The sequence below is a fragment of the Paenibacillus bouchesdurhonensis genome (assembly GCF_900155685.1).
GTDB lineage: Bacteria > Bacillota > Bacilli > Paenibacillales > Paenibacillaceae > Fontibacillus > Fontibacillus bouchesdurhonensis.
The window spans coordinates 1,882,586-1,907,399 of sequence record NZ_LT732548.1 but is presented as its reverse complement, the minus strand read 5'-3'; the positions used below and the strand labels follow the sequence as shown (position 1 = coordinate 1,907,399).

The window sequence follows — 24,814 nt, the reverse complement described above, 5'->3', positions numbered from 1 at the left end:
GGTTAAAGCCTGTTCACTGCAAGATGTTAATAGCAGCATGGCTGTCAATCCAATGGCTAGTTTTATTTTCAATGGTAACCCTCCAGTTCATTGTAGCATGAATTATTCGCTAACGATTCACGAACGCTCGACACTCTCCACAAAATGACGCTGAACGAACAAATACAGGATCAGAATCGGAAGTATCGTCAAAATGACCGCGGCCATCACTTGATTGAGCCCCGTCGGCGCCATGCCGATGGAAGAGGACGACATCTGCGACATCGTCTCCGCCGTCTAATTGTTTGTACCGTAGAATACAGCCATCCACTGCGTCAAATTATAGAAGCTCGGAACCATCAAATACGTATTCGGCTAAGCTGTCATTCCAATGCCAGACGACCGAGAACAAAAACACGATCAGCATGGACGGTTAGCCAAAGGAAACATGATGTTCCAATACGTCCGGAACGCCAGCTCCGTCGATTCTCACCGCTTCCTCCAGCACGCTCGGCATCCTCCTATAAAACTGGATAAAAATCAGCACAAATAGCGCGCCCTTCAGCCCGTGCCCGAATAAAGACGGGACAATAAAAAGGAAATGCGTGTTGATCCAGCCCCAATCACTGCAAAAAAATATAGCGGAACCACGATCTCGATGGATAAGGATCATTACAAGCGCTGCCTCTATGTTCCCTATACCGGTATTTTTGGTGACCGCGTATTTCCCTACATAAATTTTCGAACCATTCCTTCGAACCATTCCCTTGTTTCACTCAATTGTAAACTGGTTACATTTCTCCCCAATGAATCCGTTTACAGCTATAAAATAGCATATAGAAAACTCAATGTAAACATATCTTTATGAATCTTTTTATATTTATATGAAATCACTTCGCTACGTTGCTGATATTAGCAAATAATAATCATAATTCGTCGCTTTTAACTTGCCGCACCCCAAAGTAACTTCACATTAATCTAAAATAGTCTTGGATTAATGTGGTAATATATGTATGATAATGCATTAATATTACATTATTTAATTAATTGCTTTCATTTTCAGAATTGTTGGTTTATAATTGTTTGAAACAAACGGAAATGAAATCTTTTTTTCGGAGGCTGGTACGGTAGATGATCTATATTAAAGATCTAATGAGTGGGATCGATATATTCAAAGCGTTAGGCTCGGAAATTCGAATTCAGATTCTCGAGCTGTTGGCTAACAATCAATCCTTGAATCTGAATGATTTGGCTAATAAGCTCAATTTAAGCAACGGGGCTATTACGATGCACATCCGCAAGCTCGAGGAGAGCGGTCTTATCGAAATCAACACGACGGTAGGCAAGCACGGGATTCAGAAGATTTGTTACTTGAACAAAGACAAGTTAATGGTCGACTTGCGCAGTAAGGATGTCGAGAACTTATACGAAGTCGAAATTCAGGTCGGACACTACAGCGATTATCAAGCGGTACCTACCTGCGGATTAGCTACGAAAGACAGCATTATCGGCGACTTTGATGACCCTCGCTATTTCGCTGATCCACAGCGTATCGACTCGGAAATCATTTGGCTCGCCGACGGATTTCTAGAATATCGGATTCCTAACTATTTGAAGCCAAATCAGACATTCCGTGAAATCCAATTCTCAATGGAGCTCAGTTCGGAGGCGCCTGGCTTCAATGATAATTATCCGTCCGACATCTATTTCTACGTCAACGGAATCGAAATCGGCTCCTGGACGAGTCCAGGCGATTTCGGCGATGCACGGGGAACCTTCAACCCTGACTGGTGGCCGCCCCACTTGAATCAGTACGGCATGCTGAAGCTGATCCGCATAAATCATGAGGGCAGCTTTATTGACGGGTGCCGCATTTCAGATGTCACGATCGATCAGATCGAGCTTGATTACAAAAGCGAGCTGACTTTCAGAATCGCTGTTACTGACAAGCCAGTCAACAAGAGGGGTCTAACGATCTATGGCAAGCATTTTGGCAACTATAGTCAGGATTTGCTCGCCCGGGTACTGTACGATGTTCATGAAATCGAGAACAAAGAATCGAGAGCCAGCAGAGAGAGCAAACAAGCGAATGAAGCGGTAAAGGTTGCGACGAAGGAGTAAATGGAGTTTCGGCGTCACCTATACAACGCAAGACGCAATTCAGCCCTAGGCTGTCTTTAACCGCAGATGAAATTCTGCGCTAGAGACAGTCTTTTTCTCGTTGCGGTGCATTACCAAACATGCCTTCTTTGTGAGAAAGGGATATATTTCGGCGGCATTTCGTAGTATGATGTTGTCCAAGCTTGTGATTTGAAAGGGGTTTCAGCGTGAAGAAGATTTGGATCGTATATTTGCTGCTGATCGTTTTTTTTCTGCTGTATGTGCTGGATTATAGGTCTCAAAGTCAGCTGAATGAGCAGTGGAGAACCGCTGGCTTGCGCGGCGAAATAGATGAGAAATATGTGATGGTCACCTTCCAAATGGGGATCGACTATTGGAAGAGCAGCTTGAAGGGCTTTGAGGACGCGGCACAGGCGCTCAATGTATCCGTGGAATATCGCGGCTCGACGCAGCGCGATGTTCATGAGCAAATTACGGTACTGGAGCAAATTATCGCTAAGAAACCAGCGGGCATCGCGATTTCAGCTATTCATCCCGCCGACTTGACGGAAACGATCAATAAAGCGGTCGATGCTGGTATTCCCGTCGTCCTCTTCGATTCCGACGCCCCTGGAAGCAAAGCTTATTCGTTTCTAGGCACGAATAATTATTCCTCGGGGGTTCGAGCTGCGCAAAAAATGGCGGAGCTGACAAACGGACGCGGCCAAGTCGCCGTCGTCACTACGCCGAACCAGCAAAATCACCAGGACAGAACCGATGGTTTTCTAGCTACGATTCAGAAGGATTACCCGGAAATGAAAGTCGTTGCTGTAAAGAATGGCAAAGGGGATCAAATTTATTCGAGGCAATCGACAGAGGAAATTTTGCGGGATTATCCGGAGATCACCGGCATATTCGCTACGGAAGCGAACGGCGGCATCGGGGTTGCCGAAGCGGTGCGCGAGCTGAACATTGGCGAGGGTCAGCGGCCGAAAATTATTAGCTTCGACACCGATAAAGGCACGCTGGATCTCGTGAAGAGCGGCGACATTTCCGCTACGATGGCCCAGGGCACCTGGAATATGGGCTACTGGTCGCTGCACTTTCTCTTCTCCTTGGGACACGATCTGAACACGGCGCAAATTCCGGGCACCCCGCCCGTTCCCGAACAGGTAGATACCGGAATAACCGTTGTAACGCGGCATAATGTGGATGATTACTATGCGAAATAAATTTAAATCGGCCGGGGCGCGCCAATTATCGTTCAATAACTTGCCGATCCGCTATAAATTGATTGTTCATTTTCTGCTCATCAGCATTCTTCCGTCCATCGGCCTTGGGTTCCTCATTCACTGGACGGTGGATCGTGTTCTGGATCGCCAGGTTACGAATAACACGCTGCAGCTTATCGGCAAGGTCAACGATTCCCTTGAAACGTATGTAGAGAATTTGCAGAACATGACGTTCCTCATTGCCTTTAATCCCGATGTCCAGCGTTTTCTTGAGCCTGAAGCTGAGCTGAACTCCGTGCAAGGGAATGTCCAGGAGGACGATCATTATGACATACGGAAGTTTTTGCAGGGCTTCACGACGCTTCATTCCGAAGTCGCCGGCATCATGGTCGTCAACAGCGGCGGAGAATATATCAGCAACGAAATGTACGCACGGACAAGCAGCGATTTGACCCGCGAGTCGTGGTATCAGGAAGCTGTCCGCAATAAAGGGATATTCAAAATCGTCGGTCATCCAAACGAACGCAATGTCACGAATCATGTCAATTACAAGAACAGCGAAGTGGTCTCAGCGGTGAGAGCAATCCTCGATCCTGATACACAACAGGTAAAAGGCGTTGTCTTAATCGATCTGAAGCTGAGAGTCATTGCGGAAACGGCGCAGGACGTCAGGCTCGGCAAAACCGGCTACCTCACGGTGATCGACAGCAGTGGCGAGCTCATCTATGCTCCTCCCGATCCGTACATTGAGCATATTCCGCTGGAATGGCTGAATAAGGACGGCTCGGGCACATATTCCCATCAGGTCGACGGGCGGAAGCTGCAATTTATTTACCGGGTATCCCCGTTTACGGACTGGACGACGGTCGGCGTGTTCGCTACCGAGGATTCCATTCTAGAAATTCGGGAAATTCGCTTCTATGTCGTCAGCTTCGTCTTTGTCGTTTGCCTTCTTGGGATGACAGCATCCTTCTACTTAGCCCACTCGATCTCCAGGCCGATTGGACAGTTGATGTCCTTCATGCAAAAGGCTCAGTCCGGGGATTTAACGATTCGTTACTGGGGCGATCGCTCGGACGAGATTGGCCTGCTGGGCCGTCGCTTCAATGAAATGCTGCTGCAGATCAATCGGCTCATTTCCTTGACTGAAAGGCAGGAGCGACAAAAGCGGGAGGCCGAGTTAAGCAGTCTTCAAGCGCATATTAAACCGCATTTTCTGTACAATACACTGGACACGATCCACTGGATGGCTCGCCGCAAAAGTGCCCTAGATATCGCCGAAATGGCAGAGTCGCTCTCAAAGCTGTTCCGGATCGGACTCAGCAAAGGCAACGTCATCATTCCATTATCCGATGAAATCGAACATATTCGCAGCTACTTGCAAATTCAGCATGTCCGATATCAGAATAAATTAGATTATGTGCTTATGGTTGATCCGGAGGTTCAGGAGCTTAGCGTCCTCAAGCTGATTCTTCAGCCGATTGTGGAAAATGCGATTTATCACGGGATCAAAGAACGCCGCGGGTCGGGTGTCATCGAAGTTAAAGCGAATGAGCAAGACGGCGATTTAGTGATGACGATTCGCGATAACGGCAAAGGCATGACGGAAGAACAGCTCGCCACTCTTCGCCGCGCTCTGGAGCAGGTGGCTAGCTCCGAAGATCAGCCTGGTGCCGCCAAATCCCCCGAGGGGGATCGGGCTAACCTAACCGCTGGAGCCGTGGGGCAGGACGAAGAAAAGAAAGGATATGGCATCTTGAACGTACAGGCCCGACTTCGCCTTACTTTTGGCGACAAGTATGGGATTAGCCTGGATAGTACACTGGGCGAGGGTACGACAGTAACGGTAATCCATCCGCTCATCCGGGACAATTACAATCAAAACGGAGTTGATCGAAAATGATAAATGAACCGTCTCTTTCCATAAAGTATCCTTGGAAGGTGCTCATTGCCGACGATGAATTCATCATTCGGGAAGGCATTAGAGAGAGCGTTGAGTGGGAGAGGCTTCGGCTGGATGTCGTCGCGGAGGCGGAAGACGGAGAAGAAGCGCTGGAGCTCGCGCTTAAGCATCAGATCGACATTCTGCTCGTCGATCTCAATATGCCGATCATGGATGGGATTGAACTGATGAAGCATGTCCGCGAGGAGCTGCCTGACTGCAAAATCGTTATTATTACCGGTCATGACGAGTTCAGCTATGCCCAGACGGCCATTCGCCTCCAAGTAAAGGACTATATTCTGAAGCCCGCTAATCCGGCGCAGCTGGAGAAGGTACTGCGCCAGGTCAGAGATGAACTGGAGGAAGAGGCCATTCAGCAGCAGCATTTGCAAACCGCTTCCCGGCAAATTACGAAGAGCTATCCCCTGCTGCGGGAGCGCTTCTGCCAGGAATGGATGGAAGGCAGCATGACAGAGGAGGAAATTGTGGAGCAGCTGTCTTTTCTTCGATTGCCTGTGACAGCCCCCAACCTGCTCGGCATGATTCGCCTGCGTGAGTCGGCTGCCCCGCAGCCATTGATGAAAGAAAGTGAGCGCCAGCTCTATTTATTCGCTATCGAGAACATTGCTGCCGAGCTGCTCACTTCCTATCCGAAAGTTATTTTTCGCGATCCGTTCGGTGTCATTGTGGTGCTGCTATGGAGCCTCACGGCCGATGCCGACTTCCATCAAATCGAGTCGTCCGTGCGAACTTACTTGAAGGTGGCCGTCGATATCCATCTCACTGAAGGTGAAGCCGATGTCAGTTCCATGCCCGCCGTCTATCGCAAATGCAAATCCTCTGTGCTGAAGGAAACTGCCATTTCCCCATTGGTGCGTAGAGCCAAGCAGTACTTGCTGGAGCACTACGGCGATTGCACGCTAACCCTGGAGTCCATGGCCCAGCAGCTTCAAACCTCTTCAGTGTATTTAAGCCGGATGATCAAGCAGGAGCTGGACACTTCCTTCAACAGCTACCTGACACAAATCCGCATTCGCCGGGCCTCCCAGTTGCTTAACGGCACCGACCTAACCATTGCCGAAATCGCCAGACAGGTCGGCTACGAAACCCAGCATTATTTCAGCACAGCGTTTAAACGCACCACCGGAGCTTCCCCCCTGCAATATCGCAAAGGAGGCGCTGCTCAGGATGAGTAGCGCCCTTTGTTCTACATGCTTAAATAGCAAGGGATGCAGCGCAGGTCTATGGCACCCTACAAAAATAGAATATTGCAATAAAGATGGGCAAATTACGCTTCTAATAATTATTTCTCTGCATCTTGACTCAAATATACAAGCCATAAGCCAAATATGAAAAGAATAACAGGAATTATAAACCAACTGATATGGATATTAAAGATACTATATCTAAAGGCTCCGCTGTTGATATCGGCAGAACGGTCAACTGACTTAAGTGCAGAGATTAAGAATCCCGTGCATAAAAAAATTACCGAAGATACGATAGATGTACATCCAAGAAACAATTTTCTCATTTGTAAATCCTCCCAAAAGAAAAGTACAACTCTCCTACCATGAATAAATAGATAGGAGAGAGAGTAATTTTAATGATTAGAAACTATATGAAAGGTTTGTTGTGTTTGTCGAGTACCAAGTGCTTCCATTAGAATAAACATTCTCATTTCTAAACTGATGGCTTGCAGAGAATGATAGAACTTTGTTTGTTGCTTGGATTAAGGCACCATGCCCCGTTGTAAAAGTGCTGGAGGCGATAGCATTTCCGTTGTTTTTATAAATATATTCAGTTGTTAGTCCTGAAGTTTTACTTCCAGTAGACTCTAATTTTACATTAGAAGTACCATTCCATGTATAGCTGAAACTCAACTCAATACCTGTTGTACTTGCTGAGATTCCTACTTGAAACTGATCATTGCTGTCTAGGCTAAGCCCAGTTGTATTTGGAGACCAGTTTATCAATGAGTTTGTACTGGAATTCGTTCTAATATTGGATTTATAACCTGTCGTCCAAGTAGCATTGTTATTATCAGCCACACCCGCAGGATAAATTTGTGAATCAGCTAAAACATAAAAGTGAGTCCCCTTACTGTTAGCATAAAGTATATAGTCAGTGACAGCTTTGCCTGCCACATAGCTGACCGTAGAACCGCCAACTACTGTATAACTTCCATTAACAGACAGGGTTTTTCGAATGCTTGTCAATATGTCACCTTGTGTAGCAGCAATACTATAACTAGCAGGAGAAATAGAATTTTTAGAGAAGAGACTATTCATATCATCTTTAAAATCATTAATAAGTTTTTGTTGACCATTAGTATTTACAAAAGATTTAAAGGACTTGATCTTGCTGGCAGACTCATCAATTGATTCGTCATTTTGTAAGACTGTTATCTTTCCATTGGCATTGTAAAGCACTATCAAGGTAGTCTTTGTTGGCACAATAATGTTTTTTTCGCCATTAATAGTTGCATCCTGCTCATTTGAAACGGCATCAGAGTTAATTTCCTTAAATTCATCATCTTCCAAAAAAAGTGGTATGTTCATTGGTTGAAAAATACTCTTATAAAGTGGAAGCTTATTAATTTCACCGCCTTCAAAAATAACCATGTTACCTGGAGTGCTTAAGTGGGATTCAATAGTATAAACAGAGTCAATAACAGAGGCAAATGAGTCATCTAAATTATAGACTAAAGTGTCTTGGTCGCTATCAGCAGCAGAAGTTATTTGTGGATGCAAAGGCGCTATCAGTACTAATAACGATAAACTGAGTATCCACTTAAATAGACTTCATTGACTTCCCTCCATTTATCATACTATGTCGGCCGACGCAATCATAATACCATATTTATCTAATTTCACAACGATAAATTGCACCTTTTAACAAAATATCATTTTTAGGGTTAAGTACATATTTTAAGAAGTAGGGGACTCATGATTGAACAAAAAATGTTTGAAATCACTATTGAAGTACTAAGACAGATTCAAGAATATGATTCTGATTCATTTGAAGATGACTATTTTGTCATGAAGGAAATCGCAAACGAAGCGCTTGAAAATGGGTAATAAAATCTACTATAGAATAAATTTCAATCCACGCATCCGCGAGGGATGCGACCGATTACAACGAACTAGACTACACAATCCGCGAAATTTCAATCCACGCATCCACGAGGATGCGACGCGACCACCTACCAGCGCCAGCGCATATCGTGATGTATTTCAATCCACGCATCCGCGAGGGATGCGACCAAGAGCTACAAGCTATATTCCTGCTCGATCAGCATTTCAATCCACGCATCCGCGAGGGATGCGACTTTCGTATGATGGATCCTTTTCGATCTTAGATCTATTTCAATCCACGCATCCGCGAGGGATGCGACTACAAGAATCCTTGGCATCCCTTTATCCAGAGAAGATTTCAATCCACGCATCCGCGAGGGATGCGACTTTAATTGAGTTCTACCGACGGGGTCGCTTGGTACAGATTTCAATCCACGCATCCGCGAGGGATGCGACAGCTTCAAATACTGCATTTAATTCTTCGCCACGTAATTTCAATCCACGCATCCGCGAGGGATGCGACGATATAGATTTTCTCAACACTATCCACGGTTTATTTCAATCCACGCATCCGCGAGGGATGCGACATTACTTGGGATCAATTCTGTTCCCTGCTAAAAAATTTCAATCCACGCATCCGCGAGGGATGCGACCCTAGGGAATTCGCCACGCTCTCTAGTATTAGGTCTAATTTCAATCCACGCATCCGCGAGGGATGCGACGGTGATATTCCAATGGTTACCCACACGCATAGCGATTTCAATCCACGCATCCGCGAGGGATGCGACTTATATAGAAATGCAAGACGAGGAGCAGCTTAGAATTTCAATCCACGCATCCGCGAGGGATGCGACTCAACGCAATGGTATTGGGTCGATGGTCATTGCGGAATATTTCAATCCACGCATCCGCGAGGGATGCGACATAGCCATGGAATAACCCATGGCTTATTTAATATTTCAATCCACGCATCCGCGAGGGATGCGACTCAATTACGCCGCTGATTTGAATCGGTACAGGAGATTTCAATCCACGCATCCGCGAGGGATGCGACTAATTTTGAGATCACATATAGCCGGGAATTTTTTGATTTCAATCCACGCATCCGCGAGGGATGCGACAGCGATTTTTAGGGTATAATGGCCCCATAATCGCAAATACAAGAATAAAATTACTAATAATAGTTATTTTTTAAAATATTTCTCATGTATATTTTTCCATTATATATAATTTAAGTTTATTTCCTGGTGCGAATGTCCCTGGAAAATCATGTTCGCTTCACATTCGCACCTTACAGAATTAAGGGCCCTTCCAAATCTAGTGACTCTTTGACACCGATGTGCTCAACCTTATTCTTATAGTTATTCCCGAGCTGATAGAAACGCAGACTGTCCTGGTCAGGATCAATAATATCCATAAGCTTTAGCTTTAGGGTTGTAAATTGAGCTGCATCAACAACACATTCAAATACTGAATTTTGCACACGCTGTCCATAGTTTTGGCACACTTTGGATACCCTCCGTAATCTCCGTTGCCCGGCACTGCTCACCGTACTTACATCATACGTAATTAATACTAGCATATCTCACACCTACTTCCATAGAATTGGAGGATATTCATCCAAGTCATTACGTAAATGACGCGCCAGCAGCAATGCCTGTGCATAGGGCACAAGTCCCCATGAAATTTTCTCGCCGAGATACGGGTGTGTAATCTTCTCTTGCTTCTTGTTCTGCCAAGCTGCCAAGAATTTTTTTCTTGCTTCATCCGTCATGATCACAGCACCATTCTCTTTATGAAGGAAGTCCTCATGGTTGACGATTTTCTTGTTAATTAAAGTTAGAACGAACTTGTCAGCGTAGATTCCTCGCAGCTCTTCCATAACATCTAAGGCTAATGAAGCTCGTCCGGGGCGATCCCGATGTAAGAAACCAACATATGCATCAAGCCCTACCGCTTCTAAGGCCGATGCCGTATCGTTAGCTAACAAAGTATAAGCTAGCGACAGCATAGCATTTACGTTATCCATTGGCGGTCTTCTTGAACGGGTACGGAAATAAAAATGTTCTTTCTGTTGCAGGATCATTTGATCCAGCAATGCATTGTAGCTGACAGCGGCTTGACCCTCTAAGCCCCTTAATCGCTCCAGATCCTCGCATACTCTTACATCCATCATAATAGACGATAGGTGCTGGGACATTTCTTTAAATTGATCTACATTCACACGAAGCGGATAGTCCCGGGTCATTCTCTCAATCATCCATTTATGATTAAAAATTTTGCCTACAATAAAATTCCGAGCTATTTTAGCGGAGAGAAGCTCATTTTCCGAAAGCAGGTATTGTTTCTTCCGCAGAACAACATTGCCTTTGCTTGCGCCAATGACTCTAGCGAGAAATCTTCCGCTCATGGTTAGAAACACCAATGAAATGTTCCTGTCTGCACAATACCCCATAAATGCTGGACTTGCCCCCGTATAACCAAATGCTACGATGGATTCCAGATTGTGAAGCGGCAGCCTTCCGAGCTTCTCCTGCTCTTTGAGAAGAACAACATTATCTCCATCTAAGGATAAATAAACATCTGGTTGCGTAATAAATAGCGTATTCAGCAGCTTCTTCATTCCTTGATTTTCCCTTCAATATAACTCTTTACAGACCTTTTATTCATTAATTCCGGTAAACAAATAAAATGAAGGGAACAGCTTTTGCAAAAAGAACCCGTCTTGACTTTCGGTGTTAGTCTGCGAATGTAGTAATCCTGCATTTCGGAGACGAGCGTTCTCACTTTACCTTTCATTTCCGCAGTTAATCCAACCTCGACTCTATGCTTTATTTCATTGTAAAACATAAAACCTTTGTCTATATTGCATAACAGCATTTCTTCCAGACATATGGCCTGAGCAGTTAGTTGCAATAAGTCCGCATCATTCAATTTTGGCTTTCCCCGTTTGTATTCAATCGGGTAAGCATGATATTTCCCTTCAGCACCTTGAATCTCTACACCCTCATCGTCCCTAACGAACTCTACTACATCGCATACACCTGTGATCTTAAGTTCAGCAGACTTGACGGGCATTGCTCTTACAATGAGTTTGTTCCCACGCTTCTCTCTGATCCATGGCTGATCGGCCTTCTGATGGAGATATTGTCCTTCAATCGTTCTCACGTTCTCTTCCCATTGCTGCTCAATATGAATAAGCGCCCATTGTCGTTTGCAAAATTGAAAATGCTGTATCCCCGATAACATGAGGTAATCGTCATCTTCCTTAAAGGCCATCTATCACGTCAACCTTTAATCCTTCTAATTCAATAAGTTCAAGCGAATAATCCTCAAAAGATTTAGGCTCTTCCGACCGAGACGTCACCTTTAGCGAACGATGGACTTTGGCAGAAGAATACTGGCCAAGCTTGGAACTATGCTCCCACCAATAGACCTTATGAATTTCCATGCTTCCATCCGGTCTTGCCGCCGATGCGTCATTTTCAAACAGAGTGACCAGCGCCTGCTTAATCTTTTTTGCATCCTCTTGCGTAAATTCCGTTTTCTCAGCCAATTGCGTATTAATACTTCCGTAAAAAACATATAGCCCGAAGTCTACGCGATGCTTCATTCCCATCGTATCTGAACCGCGCTCCTTGCCCGGCTCGGAGTTGACGCTCTTCGTAATTTGCATACTTGTAATATTAATAGGATCAACACTCACAGCCGTGTGAATGGATACCGGCCCTCTAACACCGACAGAGACGCTCCCGCTTTTGTCGGAGCTTTTAAATGCAAATACTTGTCCAAAGCTGCGAACATCCAGCCATTCCTGGCAGGCTATTCTAGCAAAATCATCACTCGAGCTGGTCTTGGACTTTAGAATTTTCTCCAATTCTGCGTTGGCATCCGCTCGCTCTCTCAAACTGTTAAACGAATCTGACTTACGGTCATTGGACTGAACAAATATGGATTCTCCCATGTCTTGTAGACGGTTCCTGATTTTACGCTTAATCGCAACATCCGAAATTTCACCGTGACCATCATAATTTTGTCTTGGACGGTTTCCATTTAACGGATCACCATTGGGATTGGCATTCGTCACGGATAGAACTACGGCAAAGTCTATTTTATGATCTAAAATGGTCATATTGATTTCTCCTCTTCATTAGATGCTTCTACAGCATCTTTATTATTTTCCCTCTTCTGATAGAGCTCGTGGCGTTGGCTATAGAAGCCCAATAAATATTTTCCAGATAACGGCCTGTTGTTGAAATCTTCGATCTTTATTCTGGAAGCCACTTCATCAATGATTTTAGATAAGTATGAAGCTTTCGTTCCCATTCGGGCCTGATACGGCTGCAGGCTCTGTTGAATCGTCATCCAGGTTCTTGCGGGGTGCCGCGAAAAAGCATTCATATAACGAATGGCATTGCTCGCTCGCGTCTCCTCCCGTCCTAAAGCTGATCTTTCCAAAACATCTGCAACTGCCAACAATCGTCCGAATAGATAGTCGCGATCATTACTTTCCATGTCTAATGCCAACTTGAATCCCTCCTGTCTGTTAATTAGGGCGCAGGCAATACTCAAAGTCTTCTCCCACTCCCATTTTTCCATAGAAACTGGATTGGAGGCACGCTGATATACGCTGGTCACAATGTCTTGGGGAATTTTTAGATCATCCACAATGCATGGCAGCATGCGCTCCATTAATCCTTTTACGACTTTCTCGTTAGCTCTTGGCCCATACGCTGCGAAAGCAATATCCTTGGTAGCCGGAGCCCCATAGAATTGAACAAATTCACCTTGTTCATTCTTCCGATAACGATGCAGCCATACACAGGTCGAGTGCCACTTCACCAGTCTGTCCAAATACAGCTCTTTATCCATGTGTCGATAGTACAATACAGCCATTCGCCCAGTGGTGGCCGAGTCAAGGATCATGATGTTGACTTGGGATTTCGATGAAATATCGTTTCTATACCCTTCCAAAGCCTTAGAAACCTCATTCGCAAATTCTTGGTTTGTAAATGATTTTCTTTGCACCACCGTAACAGGCGTAGGATCAATGGAGTAAGTGTCTTCTGTCGGATCCGCGATATCCGGCATGTCGTTGCCCCATACCAGAAATACGCGTTGATCTATAATTTTGGCTTGGCGGTTAATCAGCCACTTCAAGGCATTATGGGCTTTTTGAGATACTTCGTAGCTGATACTGGCGACTTCGTTACTTTGACTAAAACGCCCCCTGAACGTAAATCCGCTAGTATCGTTAGCAGATATGAGCTTCGCCTTATCCGCTGCATTTCTGATTTTATTCGCATGCTTGTCCGTGCTCGGCAGCTTTTGGCCAGTTACGTAACAAATGTCTTCGCCGCCCAATAAATTCTGATAATATCTAATGAAGGAATCGTACATCTCCCGATCTTTCCACACTTTTGTCAAAATCTCTTTGGGAGAGTGCACATTGAAGCGGATAAAAGCACTGTCTTGCCCCCCGGCTACCGTTGAGAAAATAAGAGGTTTCTCCGGATACAGCGACTCGTATTTTTTATCCCATTTCTCAATTAGCTTGTTATCCGCATCAACGCATAAAATCTTCGCATGGACTAGGTCTTGTATTAATTGGCCTTTTTTTAAATAGTTATAAATGCTGCAAACCTTGGCTGTAGCGTAAGGTGATTGAGCCCAATCTTCCAGTTGTTTGATGTAATATGTAAATGGCTCTTCTTTCTTGATTTGCCCGCCATAAGCAACAAAGTCTCCAGCAACATAGCTTAATTTATCGTGCAGCGGGTAAGGCGCTATTTTTGCTCCAGCCCGGCTTGCTGATTCCTCTGTGCATGGTATAAGAGTACTCGCATCATTTTTATCAATAACGAACGCGGAGTGAAACTCTCCATCTTCAGTAACTTCTACTTCAATATGCGCATTTTGCGTTGTATGAGAGACGGGCAGAAGGGTATACTCGCGATCATTGTATTTCTTCTCAATTTCACCGACACGATCCAGATTCGATTCATAGGTCTTATACAAATGCAATAACCAGCTCATCCCTTGCCCTCCTCTCCAATTTGTGAAAATAATTCCTCTACGGACTCAACGTTAGATGGATCAAAAACCTTCGGCTTCATATCGGAAACTTTGCGAACCTTTGTACATTCCTCTGGCCGTTTAAATTGAATTATGCCGTTTCTCATCACAGGGTTCCACAAACGGACTTCCATCTGATCCCGGCCCGTCTCATCCGGGTAATTGATGCCGTGTACCATATGACCGAAATACAATTCTTCTACATCGTCATAAGCCCCTTTGCCTTCTCCAAACACGCAAGGTTCAACATAGCCCTGACATTCCCGGGCACCAAGGAAAATATCTCTGCGTCCTCCGGCCTTAACCGCTCGCTTCAGCATATTATGATGCTTGTGCTCGTTGCGATCATAGGCCATGTCTGGACGGTTCATGTTAAATTCGAAATGCGCTCTAACCTGATACCTTGGTTGCCTAATATAAGTGTAATTGGCCAACGTATTCCCGCCGCTATAATCTATGGGACGAATGCCTTTGGATTCCATGCGTATCGCATTCATCACTCGAACTTCGTCGACGATCATGATTAAAGTCGGCTTCCAATAAATGCTTTCAACGATTCCTTTGAGCGACTGGTATGTGGGAATCTGGTAGCTCAGCTTCTCTCCACCCATCTTGGTTAACGGGTCCGTAAAAAGCGCATAGTCACCGTATACCTCAAACTCGATTGAATTTCGCATAGAACTCACCTCCTTTCTCGTTGGACTGATTAAAACATACTCAAATCAAACCCACTATCGTTCTCGATATCCAATCCAAATTCCTCGCTATAAGCCCCTTCTTTTAAGACCAGCACCTTCCCATCCAGGCAGCTCTCCAATCCGCTATTTTTGGATAATAACTGTAATTCATGATCAAACAAATGAATCGTATATTGCTGCGCTCTCCGTAATAACTGGGTTAAGTCCGCGATACTTCTCTCGCCATTTAACTCTGCAATAATCTCCTTCCCTTCATGGCGATAAGGAACGATCACAGACGTGGTAAGATTGTCAATGACCCGGAAATGCTCAGCCGCTGTTCTATAGCTGTTAGCTAGAAATAAGGGCAGAGCTTCGTTTCGCTTGCTATAAAAAGCCTGAGTATATGTGTTATCCGCTTTAGCCGCCGAAAGCAGCTCCGTCATTTTCTTCCGTAGTTGTGGTATATAATAATCCACATCATTGTCAAATTCTCTATAAAGCTGTTTAAAGTACCAATCCATCGCTACATCCGATAAAATATCCCCGCCATGCGCCGTCTGATCCCGCTTAAGATCGATGAGCATTTTTTTGGATATTTGTTTACCCATTCTGATTTCCTTCAGATGCTTCAAATTCTCTTCTACATGGTCAATGACATATACTTGCCGTAAGGCTCGTTCTCCATGCCGGTTGCATCTCCCCGCTGCTTGAGCAATCGAATCCAGACCCGCAAGAGAACGAATGACGCATTCGAAGCTAACATCTACTCCCGCTTCTATTAACTGTGTGCTTATACATATAACCTCAGTTCTATTCTCAAGATGCTGCCGGACTTCTCCCAAAATCTGATTTCGATGAGCAGCGCACATAGATGTACTTAGGTGATATAAAGGAATATCACTATACCTTTCTTTCAATTGAAGGTATAAACTCTTAACAACTGTTTTCGTATTCAAAATGACCAGCACACTTTGAAGCTTGTTTAATTTTTCGCCAATAAAGTCCGCGAGCTTCTCATTGTTAAATTCCTCATCCGAAGCATGATCTATAATTTCAACTCGCTTGAATGCCTCAATGACCTGTGGGAGGTTCAAGATCATCTCAGAATCTGGTTTGAGATCAAGCTTATGTTCTACAAAGTCTAAAGCCGGTTGAGTTGCTGTACACAGCACAATACTAGAATGGCAATAAACCTCTAAAAAATTTAGCGCTTGATTAAATAAAGAAACGCACGGAATAGGAACCTTTTGCACTTCATCAAAAATAATGACCGATTCACTTAAGTTATGAAGCCGACGTATATTCCTACTTCCTTTGGCATAGAAAACATTTAAAAATTGAACCATCGTTGTGAAAATAATGGGGGCATCCCAGTTATCTTTAGCCAGTTTGAGTTTCTGCTTAGCATTCATGATGCCATCCCAAAGTTCATCGTCCTCATCCGCATCATCGATCACGTTCGAATGGTGCTCTAAGATGTGCATGTCATCCTTTAGGAGCTTGCGTACTTCCTCCGCATTCTGCTCAATGATCGTTGTATATGGTACAACATAAATAATATGCTTTTTGTGATAGAGCTTGGCATGCTTAAGAGCATATCTTAGACTTGCTAAAGTTTTGCCGCCCCCCGTCGGGATGGATAAGGTATATATGCCAGATGGCTTCTCTGCAAATTGTTCGCACTGCTCGGACATTTCTCTTCTTAACTGATTAATTCGGGAAGGAGCATCGGTTTGCTCAGCAAAAGAATCCATCTTTGCCATAAGCCTGTCGTAATAAGCGTCAAATATTCCTTTTGTATTCGGGCCAGAGTCCACCGTGATATTCTCTTCAAACAGGCGGGTGTTTGTTCGATCGGCATCAATTAGTGCGCTAAATACAAATTTGCTTAAAAACATCAGCTTATTCTCGTTACTTGCTGAAGAACCTTTCGATAGAAATTTCTCCAGTTCATCCGCGGCTTGATCCACATAATGATAGAATTCAGACTCTTTCATTACATACTTAAAAAATAACTCCACTGTCTCATCGAACTTATCGAGTTTCTGGTCTCTTACGCGAAACAAATATTTGGATTCCAATTCTGGGCTCAAAAAATCCTGTAAATAAGAATGATGAGAAATGATTGCGTTTCCCACGACTTCCGCTAAAATTCCACGGTATCTATGTTCCTTCACCGCTTTGCTCGTATGGAAGAGTTGATATAATAGCTTCCCGCCTGCTGTCGAATGATCAACACTTCCTCTAGCAGGTGGAGAATCCGGGTTATTTACTGCTTCTAAAATATATTCCCTGAATTCAACAGTGTATTTCCCTAAATCGTGAAGCATACCGGCCAATCCCGTAATATGCTTAATTCCTAGCTTCTCACCATAAGCTTCAGCTAAAACCATTACCCCTAATAAATGCTCTTCAACGGTCTGGTGTCGATGATCCGCTTCTCTAATATGAGCAATGTAATGCATGGCTCCCCCACCCCCACATAACATCATTTACCAAATGACGACATTAAATTAATTCCTTTGTCCTATATCAACAATTGATTTATATACACGATTCGACAGACCTATTCATTTACCCTCCTTATTATTTACAATTTTGGTTAACAATGAGCGTAAACCACAAAAAAACTCTCCACTCGAACTTTCTTCGAGTAGAGAGTTGTAGAAAATTTAGATCATAATGCCCCCCTATGAGACAATCCCGAAATATTCTTTTATCCCATCTACAATACCTTGAGCGACCCGGTTCTGAAAATTCTCCGTAAAGAGCAGGGCTTCCTCTTCCGCGTTGGATAAGAAACCCACCTCCAGGAGCGCAGCTGGCATGTTGCTTCTTCTCAGCACCTCATAATTGTTGTACTTGACTTTGCGATCTTTAAGCTGGGTCGCTTCAATTAGGTGTTTATGCATTACATCCGCCAAGGGTTTGCTGGCTTCGCTGAAATAATAGGTTTCGGTACCATTTGCCGTTGGTATATTCAGTACGGAGTTGGCGTGAATGGAAATAAATGCGTCCGCATTAAGATCGTTGGCGTGCTTAGCTCGATCCGGCCTAGTGACGTAAGTGTCATCGTGCCGCGTAAGCACGACATCAATCAACGGCTCTTGCTTGAGCAATTCTTCGACCTTCAAAGCCATCGTCAGGTTAAAATCCTTCTCGACTTTTCCGGATACCCCGGTTGTCCCATTGTCTTGGTCTCCGTGTCCGGCATCAATCACCACGACTTTTCTAGCATTATCCGAATTGGCTGCTCCCGCCGCCGTCTTCTCTGACAGCTCAAGGACTATAATGGATTCTCCCGTAGACAATCGATAATCCGCTTGGCCACTTAAATCTAGGACAATTCGGATAGTAGATGACTTGGAATCGAAGAGGGAATATCGCACTTTATTAACAAGCGAATGCTCCTCCGCCTCGAATTCGATCTGACTGACGCCTGTATCAACCCTATTTTTTACACTAAAAGAATCCGATAGAGCAGTTCCCGGCAAATCAAGAACGATTCGATCCGGTTGACTCATAGCAAAAGCCTTTGGCTGCACCGTTTGATCCATAGTTATCGTAAGCCGGTTATCCGTAAAATGAATATCTTCTATTTTCCCATTTACCTGCGTTGATGCTGTATCCGAACCTGTGCCTGTGCCAGCACCTGTAGCTGTACCTGTGGCAGTCCCAGCATTCGTGCCTACTCCCGGTTTGAGCTCCTCCTGAGATTCGGGGGAATCCTGGGAATCAACAGCCTCATCCGAGGTCAAATACACGGTTTTTGTACGATTATCCCAATTCACCTCAAGACCGAACTCTTCACTCATGAAGCGTAACGGCACAAATGAAGTATTGTTCTTCAACAAAAGAGGGGACTGCAGCATGACGACCCGATCGTCGACCTGAGCACTGGACTTATTGACCGTCATCGTAATCGTTTTCAGCTTGCTTTGAATTTTTACGGTTTGATCCGTCTTATTCCAATTTACACCGTAGCCGAGTTCCTCTACCACTCGTATAGGAACCATCACTTTATTGTTTACGATTTCAACCTGAGATAAATTAGCTGCGCTAAGCTGCGACCCATTAAGATATATGGAAGCACTATTGGCGTAAGCCTGCGAATTAACACCGAACAAAAACAAACCGATCATGCAAAATACAATGGCAGCGAACCTTCTCAATTTCACTCATCCTTTTAGTAAAATAATAAAAACAATCCATTATCCCTAAATTCCAGCATCATCCATATAAACGTCATAATCCCCTAAAAGTTGCTACTTTTCTTTATATTTATCTAGGAAAATGTTTTCTGCTTAAAGACTTTAATAATCTAGTATAATAACCTAATTGAATACTTTAACGGGACGGGTGGACTTTATGAAATCCTTGATGATCGTCGGAACTAGCTCTTCCTGCGGCAAAAGCTTTATCACAGCAGCTTTGCTGCGTATGCTACGGAACAAAGGGTACGCTGCAGCTCCCTTCAAAGCACAGAATATTTCCTCGAAATTCTATATAACTGGAGATCATAGTGAAATTGCATATTCAACTTATATTCAAGCATTAAGTGCTGGCGTGGTTCCTGAAGCGGATATGAATCCTATCCTAATTAAGCCCGCTTATGATGAGACGCAAATTTTCCTGAATGGGAAGTTATTTCATACTGGATGCTATACGAAATATGGAGATTTTCTGCCGGAGATCAGAGCTGGCATTGAAAATTCATTTCAAAGACTTGCCGCCAAATACGATATTCTCATTATAGAGGGCGCAGGTTCAACGGCGGAAATCAACCTAGCCAATGAGGACGTTGCTAATATTTTTACGGCGAAGATAACGAAGTCCCCGCTCCTGCTCGTGTCGGATATCCACTATGGCGGAGTTTTTGCTGCGATTCACGGCACCATTGATTTATTGGATGAGTCCATTAAAGATCAATTGGAGGGTTTCCTCATCAATCGCTATCAAGGTATAAAGGATGTTTTACAGTCAGGGATAGATGTCTTGGAAAAAAAACACGGCGTCCCGTGTGCCGGAGTTTTGCCCTATCAGCAGGACATTGTGGTGCCGGACGAACAGGGCTTCGATCTTATGGCTGATCTGCTTGAATCCAATATGGATCTCGGGCTGATCAGCAGGTTGCTAGGTGTTTCGTTGTGATGAACCACAACTTCTCGTAGGGTTCGTGGAGAGAATGTCTAAATATAAAACTCTTATTTTAAATATGTTTCTTTACTGGGCTTCCAAGTAAAACATAACCCCACCATTAGTTGGTGGGGCTATGCGCTTGGTTATGAATTCTCGGATCCTTTAGTGCAGCAATAAGGAGGGCGTTCTTTTTATGGATATCCAGAACACCACGGTTTCGGAGGCCATTTAGTACGCTAAGCCAGAGCTTGCTAAATTCATTCTTGCCACCCCAGATACCCAGCAGGTTTTTGTTCCATCCAGGTCAATCCCGATGACCATGTAGGCAGCCCTGTGTACAATGGCTCCGTCCTGCTTCACTTTGAAGTGAATCGCATCCATCGTGCATGAATTTTGTGTTATAAAACTGAGTGCTCTTTCTCTAAATTTTGTTTTAAGTCATTTAATAGATCAAATAAATAACTGCGTTCTCTATTCAAACTGTCCTCCAAATTTCCCTTAATTCTCTCTAATATATTACGATCCAGGGTTAGATTATATTTAATAACTAAATTTCGCAATACCAGAAAATCATTTTTCAGCTTTGTAATCGCTTCTAAAAAATTAGAACTACACGATATAACTTCTATATCTAACAGATATTTTATTCGCATTTCCATTAAAATTTTATGTTCATAGAGTAAATGGAAGCCACGCCAATCAAGCTCAAATGATTTTTCTGCATTTAATATATCAGCAAATAGTCTATGATAAGCATCAAAACCATAGTCAAATTCTTGATCCTGAATAAGATCATAATTTTTTTTGGAAAGTAGATAATTATCGATATTTAATATAATTTGAGGCAAGTTAATATGACATGTGTATTCTTTATTCTGTTTCAAATAACGGATATTCGTCATAAAATCATATTTACTTTTTATTGCCCAATAGCCCTTCTCTACTTCATCAAAAGTACATTCGGTTACAATAAACTTTCCATTTTCTAGATTATCTGCAATGGTAAATGTCCTTTTACTTAAATCATACCCACATATTAGTACTTCATGAGGAGAACAATATTTTTGATATGAACTACTCTGCTTGATATAGTACCTATCCACATAAATATATACATAATAATCCATTTCCAAAGCTTCAATAATTAAGTTTTTAATTTTTTTATCCCATTTATAGTCAACAACAATTCGAGGAATTTCATAGTAGGATATTCCTGGGCAGTTACTAAGCAGCCGAACATGGTTTTCGAAAGCAAAAATCCCCCATGTGTGGGCATATGTTATCTGAATAAAATTATTGTAGATCCACGGCCACAACCTGTCATCCATTATAGAGAATAAACAGCCGTAAGAAGTATACGTGCTGACTTCTGGTGTTCTCATAAACAGATTTTTTTTGGACATTTATGAATCCCCTGCCTTTCAAGATCAATCGGCTAGACTACTAATTAAGGATATCAGATAATTTCCCCAGGTAATTGTATTCCGTATATGATAACTCATCAATCATTGAAACCAGCTTAGTCTTATTGAATGCTGTTCCCTGAGTAATTATATGTTTAAGGATATAGTTTCTAATTACATGTGCCTTCTGTTCAACATCCTTGAAGTATTCTTCAAATAACTTCCCTTCTAAAAGTCCAAGATCACGTAAATATCTAATTCTTTTTGTCATTAAAACCTTATGCTCATACAACATATGCATTGCCCTCAAAAATTGGAAACTTAAATCCGGGAAGTTTAAACCTGCTATTTCAATCAATCTGTTATAAATACTTATGCCAAACACAGGATGGAGACTACCATGCAAGCATTGTTCCTCAGCAGGTATCCCCTCAATTATTTCATATCTTTTGGCACTATTTGTTGAATTCCTATAGTCTTCTATCGAATTTTTAAAGTAAACTAAATTAAAGGTATAGGACTTCCATTTATTTATGGATATAAGCTGTATACCAAATATGTTGTCCCATGTATCCTCCTTATAATTTATATTTTCCTGGACGGCTTGCTTTATTTGATGAAACGTAGCCGTCGTTTTTTTATATACGGCGAATGGCTCTGGAAAAAAATCCGCAACTTTGAATTCCCTAGTCTTGGCATCATAACCGTAAATGAATAAATCATGCGGTGAACTCTCATCCGTTTTATAAGCAGGAATGTATTTTTTATCAATAAGAACATAAATGTAACTGCCGTTATTGATTGATTCGACAAAAAAGTCACAAATATCCATTTTGAGTAAACGGAGCATTTCCTTTTGGATACTATGAATGCTTAATAATGGATGGTATTCCCTCATTAACGGTTGATAAAAGTCCAGGTGAAAAATATTAGTTTCATACCAATCCAGCCTTAACTGCATATGGTTTGTAAATAACCATTCCTTGTAGGAAGGATGATTAGGCAGGATCGAATTCAAATTTGCATGAATAGGGTATCCGGAAACTGCAGGTGAATGCATAAGAAGTTCTTTTTCCATTAACTTTTCACACTTTCTATTAAAATAAATATCTGGACTGTAAGCACTCACTCAAATCTTTTTTCTATGATTTCTCCCTCAATGGCTTGCATCAGATCATGCGCTCCTGACGATTTATTTGAACATACTACAATTTTCATCTTTTTTTCTGGATAATAACCAGAATGAAAATTAACCCCTGGATCATACCCCAATACATGGTACTTCAATACTTCAGAATTTTGATTTTTCTTAATCCATACACCGTAGCCATAGTAATCATCGTGCTCAATATGAACATGAGGAGTGAGCATTTTCTCGGTATAGGGCTTGCCAAGGAGCTGGTTATTCATAAGCGCTTCCCATAGTTTGTCCATATCATTAACCGTTACAAAAGCTCCTCCATCCGCTCCTCCTTTTACAGGCAAGGAATAAATATTCGTTTTCCACGTTCCATCATCTTGTTCAATGTAGCCAAGAGCCGTGTTGGGAGGAAAAGCATCAAATTCAAAATATCCGCTATCTTTCATTCCCGCCCGATGAAAAATACATTCTTGAACATACTCGTCAAACTTCCGTTGACTTGCCTGTTCAACAATCAAACCAAGCACAATATATCCCGCATTGTTATAATGAAATCTTTTACCAACCTTAAATTTCATATTTTGAAATTTGAACAGAGGCAAAAACCTTTGTAAACTTCTTATTCGATACATGGGATTATCAACCCATAGTTCTTCAAAGTCATCCATTACTTCTTCATCAAAGTAATCTGGTATGCCAGATGTATGTGTCAGCAGATGATGAATGGTTACTTCATCATCGAAGTTAGGAAAATCCACATCAAGACAGTCTTTTAATTTCGAATTGAAGGATAATTTCCCCTCCTCCACCAGTTGACAAATAGCAATGGATGTGAATATTTTACAGCCCGATGCAATACCGAAACGAGTATGCTTATTATTGTTCAATTCATCGGATCGATTAGCATAGCCAAAACTTAATTCCGCAAGAACTTCTTTCTCATTTTTCACAAGTACCGTTCCAGAGAATTCTTTACTTTTCGCCACATTTAGAATACATTCTGTCAAATTCATACTAACCCCTCCTGTTAAATGTAAAATGTTTTCTCATTATTTAAAAAGTCATTAGATAATGTATTCATGAAATCTTGCTCTAACTGGCAGATTTCTATCAATTTTTCACTAATCTTCACCCTATAATCTGCCGTTTTTCCCATCTGGTCTAAATAGTACAGCTTGGTTATCAACCCACTTACTATATTCCACTGTATAATGATTTCATTCACTTTATGAATCAGATCATTCAAATAACCCAACTTTGTATTCAAAAATAAAAGCGCCTCATAATAGCCCTTGCGGCCAAAAATTACATTTCTAATTTCTTCTCCAATCGGCGACTTCCATATTTCGGTATATCCTTCAATCTCTTTCCTTATATCAAAATGATTCTTAAAATCCACTGCGAACTTTTGAATGGCTTGCACATCATTTAATTTAAATATTTTTTTTGTAATCCTTTCGAAGACACTTCTCCAATCCTTAACGCAATCCTCTGGATGAATATTAAATGTTGCACAATCCCCATCATTTCCACTAAAGAAATGCTCGTAGGGCAATGCTTGAACCTGGCTAGAAAAAATCGTATCAATACAATATATCATCTGGTCTGTTTCATTAATTCCAATTACAAGACAAAAATGATCCAAATGATTTTTTTGGTAATTATCCGGGCTTCCCCATGCTGTCCAAAATAAATCTAAATATATAACCACGGGGGACTGGTACGTGAAAATTTGAGTTCTAATTATATCTAATACAGATGAGGAATTATTTGTTTTATGATATTTGACCTCAATGCCATGTGCATTCTGCAAAAGATCATAGGAAACTTGTCTTTTGATCTTCATTCTCTTTCCAATCAGCGGATCATGAGTCGTATATCCAAAGCTCCAAGACTCGGAAAAGAAAAGCTCATAATGTTTATCCATTGATTTAAATGCGCATACCATCACATCTTCTAAACAGTTTCTCCCGGTTCCCATTTCAACATAAGGATTTATTTTAAGAATCACCTATCCAATCACTCCATTCTCGCAAAAAATAGCGCTTG

The 24,814-nt window shown here is 42.5% G+C and carries 22 protein-coding genes, 1 pseudogene and 1 CRISPR repeat array; of the genes and pseudogenes, 6 read left to right on the top strand and 17 right to left on the bottom strand.

The window, feature by feature from the left end:
* Nucleotides 1-117 precede the first annotated feature (117 nt).
* Both CZ379_RS26200 and CZ379_RS12905 read right to left on the bottom strand, forming a co-directional pair.
* Entirely contained in the window at nt 118-264 is a 147-nt protein-coding gene (locus CZ379_RS26200) for a hypothetical protein (RefSeq protein WP_199925855.1), read from the bottom strand.
* Nucleotides 265-412: 148 nt separating this feature from the next.
* A complete protein-coding gene (locus tag CZ379_RS12905) occupies nt 413-742 on the bottom strand; it encodes a hypothetical protein (protein WP_110931993.1) in 330 nt (109 codons plus the stop codon).
* Between the two features lie 368 nt (nt 743-1,110).
* Between CZ379_RS12905 and CZ379_RS12900 the strand changes: the two genes are divergently transcribed.
* The 4 genes from CZ379_RS12900 to CZ379_RS12885 all read left to right on the top strand — a co-directional run bounded on the left by CZ379_RS12900 (nt 1,111) and on the right by CZ379_RS12885 (nt 6,449).
* Complete coding sequence (locus CZ379_RS12900; protein WP_110931992.1) at nt 1,111-2,100, top strand: ArsR/SmtB family transcription factor; 990 nt, start codon at nt 1,111-1,113, stop codon at nt 2,098-2,100.
* A 206-nt stretch (nt 2,101-2,306) separates the two neighbouring features.
* Nucleotides 2,307-3,311 (top strand): substrate-binding domain-containing protein, encoded by a 1,005-nt coding sequence (locus CZ379_RS12895; RefSeq protein ID WP_110931991.1) that lies wholly within the window; start codon nt 2,307-2,309, stop codon nt 3,309-3,311.
* Nucleotides 3,301-5,214: a cache domain-containing sensor histidine kinase gene (locus CZ379_RS12890; protein WP_110931990.1), complete on the top strand. Its 1,914-nt coding sequence runs from the start codon at nt 3,301-3,303 to the stop codon at nt 5,212-5,214. The genes CZ379_RS12895 and CZ379_RS12890 overlap by 11 nt, the downstream gene beginning before the upstream one ends.
* Nucleotides 5,211-6,449, top strand: coding sequence for a response regulator transcription factor (locus CZ379_RS12885; RefSeq protein ID WP_199925598.1), 1,239 nt, complete (start codon nt 5,211-5,213; stop codon nt 6,447-6,449). Before CZ379_RS12890 ends, CZ379_RS12885 begins: the two co-directional genes overlap by 4 nt.
* A gap of 107 nt (nt 6,450-6,556) precedes the next feature.
* Here the strand turns inward: CZ379_RS12885 and CZ379_RS12880 are convergent, their stop codons facing one another.
* A complete protein-coding gene (locus tag CZ379_RS12880) occupies nt 6,557-6,784 on the bottom strand; it encodes a hypothetical protein (RefSeq protein WP_110931989.1) in 228 nt (75 codons plus the stop codon).
* 76 nt (nt 6,785-6,860) lie between these two features.
* Nucleotides 6,861-8,003 (bottom strand): hypothetical protein, encoded by a 1,143-nt coding sequence (locus tag CZ379_RS12875; protein ID WP_199925597.1) that lies wholly within the window; start codon nt 8,001-8,003, stop codon nt 6,861-6,863.
* A 195-nt stretch (nt 8,004-8,198) separates the two neighbouring features.
* On the opposite strand from CZ379_RS12875, the gene CZ379_RS26955 reads away from it, so the two are divergent.
* Entirely contained in the window at nt 8,199-8,330 is a 132-nt protein-coding gene (locus tag CZ379_RS26955) for a hypothetical protein (RefSeq protein ID WP_267890490.1), read from the top strand.
* A gap of 153 nt (nt 8,331-8,483) precedes the next feature.
* Nucleotides 8,484-9,448: direct repeats of the CRISPR family, unit length 32 nt; unit sequence ATTTCAATCCACGCATCCGCGAGGGATGCGAC.
* Nucleotides 9,449-9,618: 170 nt separating this feature from the next.
* On the opposite strand, the gene cas2 is transcribed toward CZ379_RS26955, so the two are convergent.
* From cas2 to CZ379_RS12835, 8 genes are all read right to left on the bottom strand, one after another.
* Complete coding sequence (cas2, locus tag CZ379_RS12870; protein ID WP_110931987.1) at nt 9,619-9,909, bottom strand: CRISPR-associated endonuclease Cas2; 291 nt, start codon at nt 9,907-9,909, stop codon at nt 9,619-9,621.
* Between the two features lie 9 nt (nt 9,910-9,918).
* The gene (gene cas1c, locus CZ379_RS12865) at nt 9,919-10,950 is read right to left on the bottom strand and encodes a type I-C CRISPR-associated endonuclease Cas1c (protein WP_110931986.1); all 1,032 of its coding nucleotides are present in this window, start codon (nt 10,948-10,950) and stop codon (nt 9,919-9,921) included.
* Complete coding sequence (cas4, locus tag CZ379_RS12860; protein WP_110931985.1) at nt 10,947-11,606, bottom strand: CRISPR-associated protein Cas4; 660 nt, start codon at nt 11,604-11,606, stop codon at nt 10,947-10,949. The genes cas1c and cas4 overlap by 4 nt, the downstream gene beginning before the upstream one ends.
* A complete protein-coding gene (gene cas7c, locus CZ379_RS12855; RefSeq protein ID WP_110931984.1) occupies nt 11,596-12,459 on the bottom strand; it encodes a type I-C CRISPR-associated protein Cas7/Csd2 in 864 nt (287 codons plus the stop codon). Before cas7c ends, cas4 begins: the two co-directional genes overlap by 11 nt.
* Nucleotides 12,456-14,363, bottom strand: coding sequence for a type I-C CRISPR-associated protein Cas8c/Csd1 (gene cas8c, locus CZ379_RS12850; protein ID WP_110931983.1), 1,908 nt, complete (start codon nt 14,361-14,363; stop codon nt 12,456-12,458). Before cas8c ends, cas7c begins: the two co-directional genes overlap by 4 nt.
* Entirely contained in the window at nt 14,360-15,079 is a 720-nt protein-coding gene (gene cas5c / locus CZ379_RS12845; RefSeq protein WP_110931982.1) for a type I-C CRISPR-associated protein Cas5c, read from the bottom strand. Before cas5c ends, cas8c begins: the two co-directional genes overlap by 4 nt.
* Nucleotides 15,080-15,108: 29 nt before the next feature.
* The gene (cas3, locus tag CZ379_RS12840) at nt 15,109-17,547 is read right to left on the bottom strand and encodes a CRISPR-associated helicase Cas3' (RefSeq protein WP_110931981.1); all 2,439 of its coding nucleotides are present in this window, start codon (nt 17,545-17,547) and stop codon (nt 15,109-15,111) included.
* Between the two features lie 225 nt (nt 17,548-17,772).
* Complete coding sequence (locus CZ379_RS12835; RefSeq protein ID WP_110931980.1) at nt 17,773-19,254, bottom strand: N-acetylmuramoyl-L-alanine amidase family protein; 1,482 nt, start codon at nt 19,252-19,254, stop codon at nt 17,773-17,775.
* Nucleotides 19,255-19,450: 196 nt separating this feature from the next.
* On the opposite strand from CZ379_RS12835, the gene CZ379_RS12830 reads away from it, so the two are divergent.
* Entirely contained in the window at nt 19,451-20,233 is a 783-nt protein-coding gene (locus tag CZ379_RS12830; protein ID WP_110931979.1) for a cobyric acid synthase, read from the top strand.
* Between the two features lie 184 nt (nt 20,234-20,417).
* Here CZ379_RS12830 and CZ379_RS12825 read toward each other — a convergent pair.
* The 5 genes and pseudogenes from CZ379_RS12825 to CZ379_RS12805 form a co-directional block, all read right to left on the bottom strand.
* Nucleotides 20,418-20,602, bottom strand: a pseudogene (locus CZ379_RS12825) (transposase); the annotation flags it as partial.
* Nucleotides 20,603-20,619: 17 nt separating this feature from the next.
* Nucleotides 20,620-21,624 carry a hypothetical protein gene (locus CZ379_RS12820; protein ID WP_110931978.1) on the bottom strand — a complete coding sequence of 335 codons (1,005 nt, stop codon included), beginning with the start codon at nt 21,622-21,624 and terminating at the stop codon, nt 20,620-20,622.
* 40 nt (nt 21,625-21,664) lie between these two features.
* Entirely contained in the window at nt 21,665-22,702 is a 1,038-nt protein-coding gene (locus CZ379_RS12815; protein ID WP_199925596.1) for a hypothetical protein, read from the bottom strand.
* Nucleotides 22,703-22,749: 47 nt separating this feature from the next.
* A complete protein-coding gene (locus CZ379_RS12810) occupies nt 22,750-23,778 on the bottom strand; it encodes a serine hydrolase domain-containing protein (protein WP_110931976.1) in 1,029 nt (342 codons plus the stop codon).
* A 14-nt stretch (nt 23,779-23,792) separates the two neighbouring features.
* Nucleotides 23,793-24,776 (bottom strand): hypothetical protein, encoded by a 984-nt coding sequence (locus tag CZ379_RS12805; protein WP_110931975.1) that lies wholly within the window; start codon nt 24,774-24,776, stop codon nt 23,793-23,795.
* Between the last annotated feature and the right edge of the window lie 38 nt (nt 24,777-24,814).

What these genes read in the sequence shown, in the direction of transcription:
- cas5c (WP_110931982.1), bottom strand. Translation starts at nt 15,079, where the DNA reads ATGCGAAATTCAATCGAGTTTGAGGTATACGGTGACTATGCGCTTTTT.
- cas1c (WP_110931986.1), bottom strand. Translation starts at nt 10,950, where the DNA reads ATGAAGAAGCTGCTGAATACGCTATTTATTACGCAACCAGATGTTTAT.
- cas8c (WP_110931983.1), bottom strand. Translation starts at nt 14,363, where the DNA reads ATGAGCTGGTTATTGCATTTGTATAAGACCTATGAATCGAATCTGGAT.
- CZ379_RS12900 (WP_110931992.1), top strand. Translation starts at nt 1,111, where the DNA reads ATGATCTATATTAAAGATCTAATGAGTGGGATCGATATATTCAAAGCG.
- CZ379_RS12880 (WP_110931989.1), bottom strand. Translation starts at nt 6,784, where the DNA reads ATGAGAAAATTGTTTCTTGGATGTACATCTATCGTATCTTCGGTAATT.
- CZ379_RS12815 (WP_199925596.1), bottom strand. Translation starts at nt 22,702, where the DNA reads ATGGAAAAAGAACTTCTTATGCATTCACCTGCAGTTTCCGGATACCCT.
- cas2 (WP_110931987.1), bottom strand. Translation starts at nt 9,909, where the DNA reads ATGCTAGTATTAATTACGTATGATGTAAGTACGGTGAGCAGTGCCGGG.
- CZ379_RS12810 (WP_110931976.1), bottom strand. Translation starts at nt 23,778, where the DNA reads ATGAATTTGACAGAATGTATTCTAAATGTGGCGAAAAGTAAAGAATTC.
- cas7c (WP_110931984.1), bottom strand. Translation starts at nt 12,459, where the DNA reads ATGACCATTTTAGATCATAAAATAGACTTTGCCGTAGTTCTATCCGTG.
- CZ379_RS26200 (WP_199925855.1), bottom strand. Translation starts at nt 264, where the DNA reads ATGTCGCAGATGTCGTCCTCTTCCATCGGCATGGCGCCGACGGGGCTC.
- CZ379_RS26955 (WP_267890490.1), top strand. Translation starts at nt 8,199, where the DNA reads ATGATTGAACAAAAAATGTTTGAAATCACTATTGAAGTACTAAGACAG.
- CZ379_RS12830 (WP_110931979.1), top strand. Translation starts at nt 19,451, where the DNA reads ATGAAATCCTTGATGATCGTCGGAACTAGCTCTTCCTGCGGCAAAAGC.
- CZ379_RS12905 (WP_110931993.1), bottom strand. Translation starts at nt 742, where the DNA reads ATGGTTCGAAGGAATGGTTCGAAAATTTATGTAGGGAAATACGCGGTC.
- cas4 (WP_110931985.1), bottom strand. Translation starts at nt 11,606, where the DNA reads ATGGCCTTTAAGGAAGATGACGATTACCTCATGTTATCGGGGATACAG.
- CZ379_RS12820 (WP_110931978.1), bottom strand. Translation starts at nt 21,624, where the DNA reads ATGTCCAAAAAAAATCTGTTTATGAGAACACCAGAAGTCAGCACGTAT.
- CZ379_RS12885 (WP_199925598.1), top strand. Translation starts at nt 5,211, where the DNA reads ATGATAAATGAACCGTCTCTTTCCATAAAGTATCCTTGGAAGGTGCTC.
- cas3 (WP_110931981.1), bottom strand. Translation starts at nt 17,547, where the DNA reads ATGCATTACATTGCTCATATTAGAGAAGCGGATCATCGACACCAGACC.
- CZ379_RS12890 (WP_110931990.1), top strand. Translation starts at nt 3,301, where the DNA reads ATGCGAAATAAATTTAAATCGGCCGGGGCGCGCCAATTATCGTTCAAT.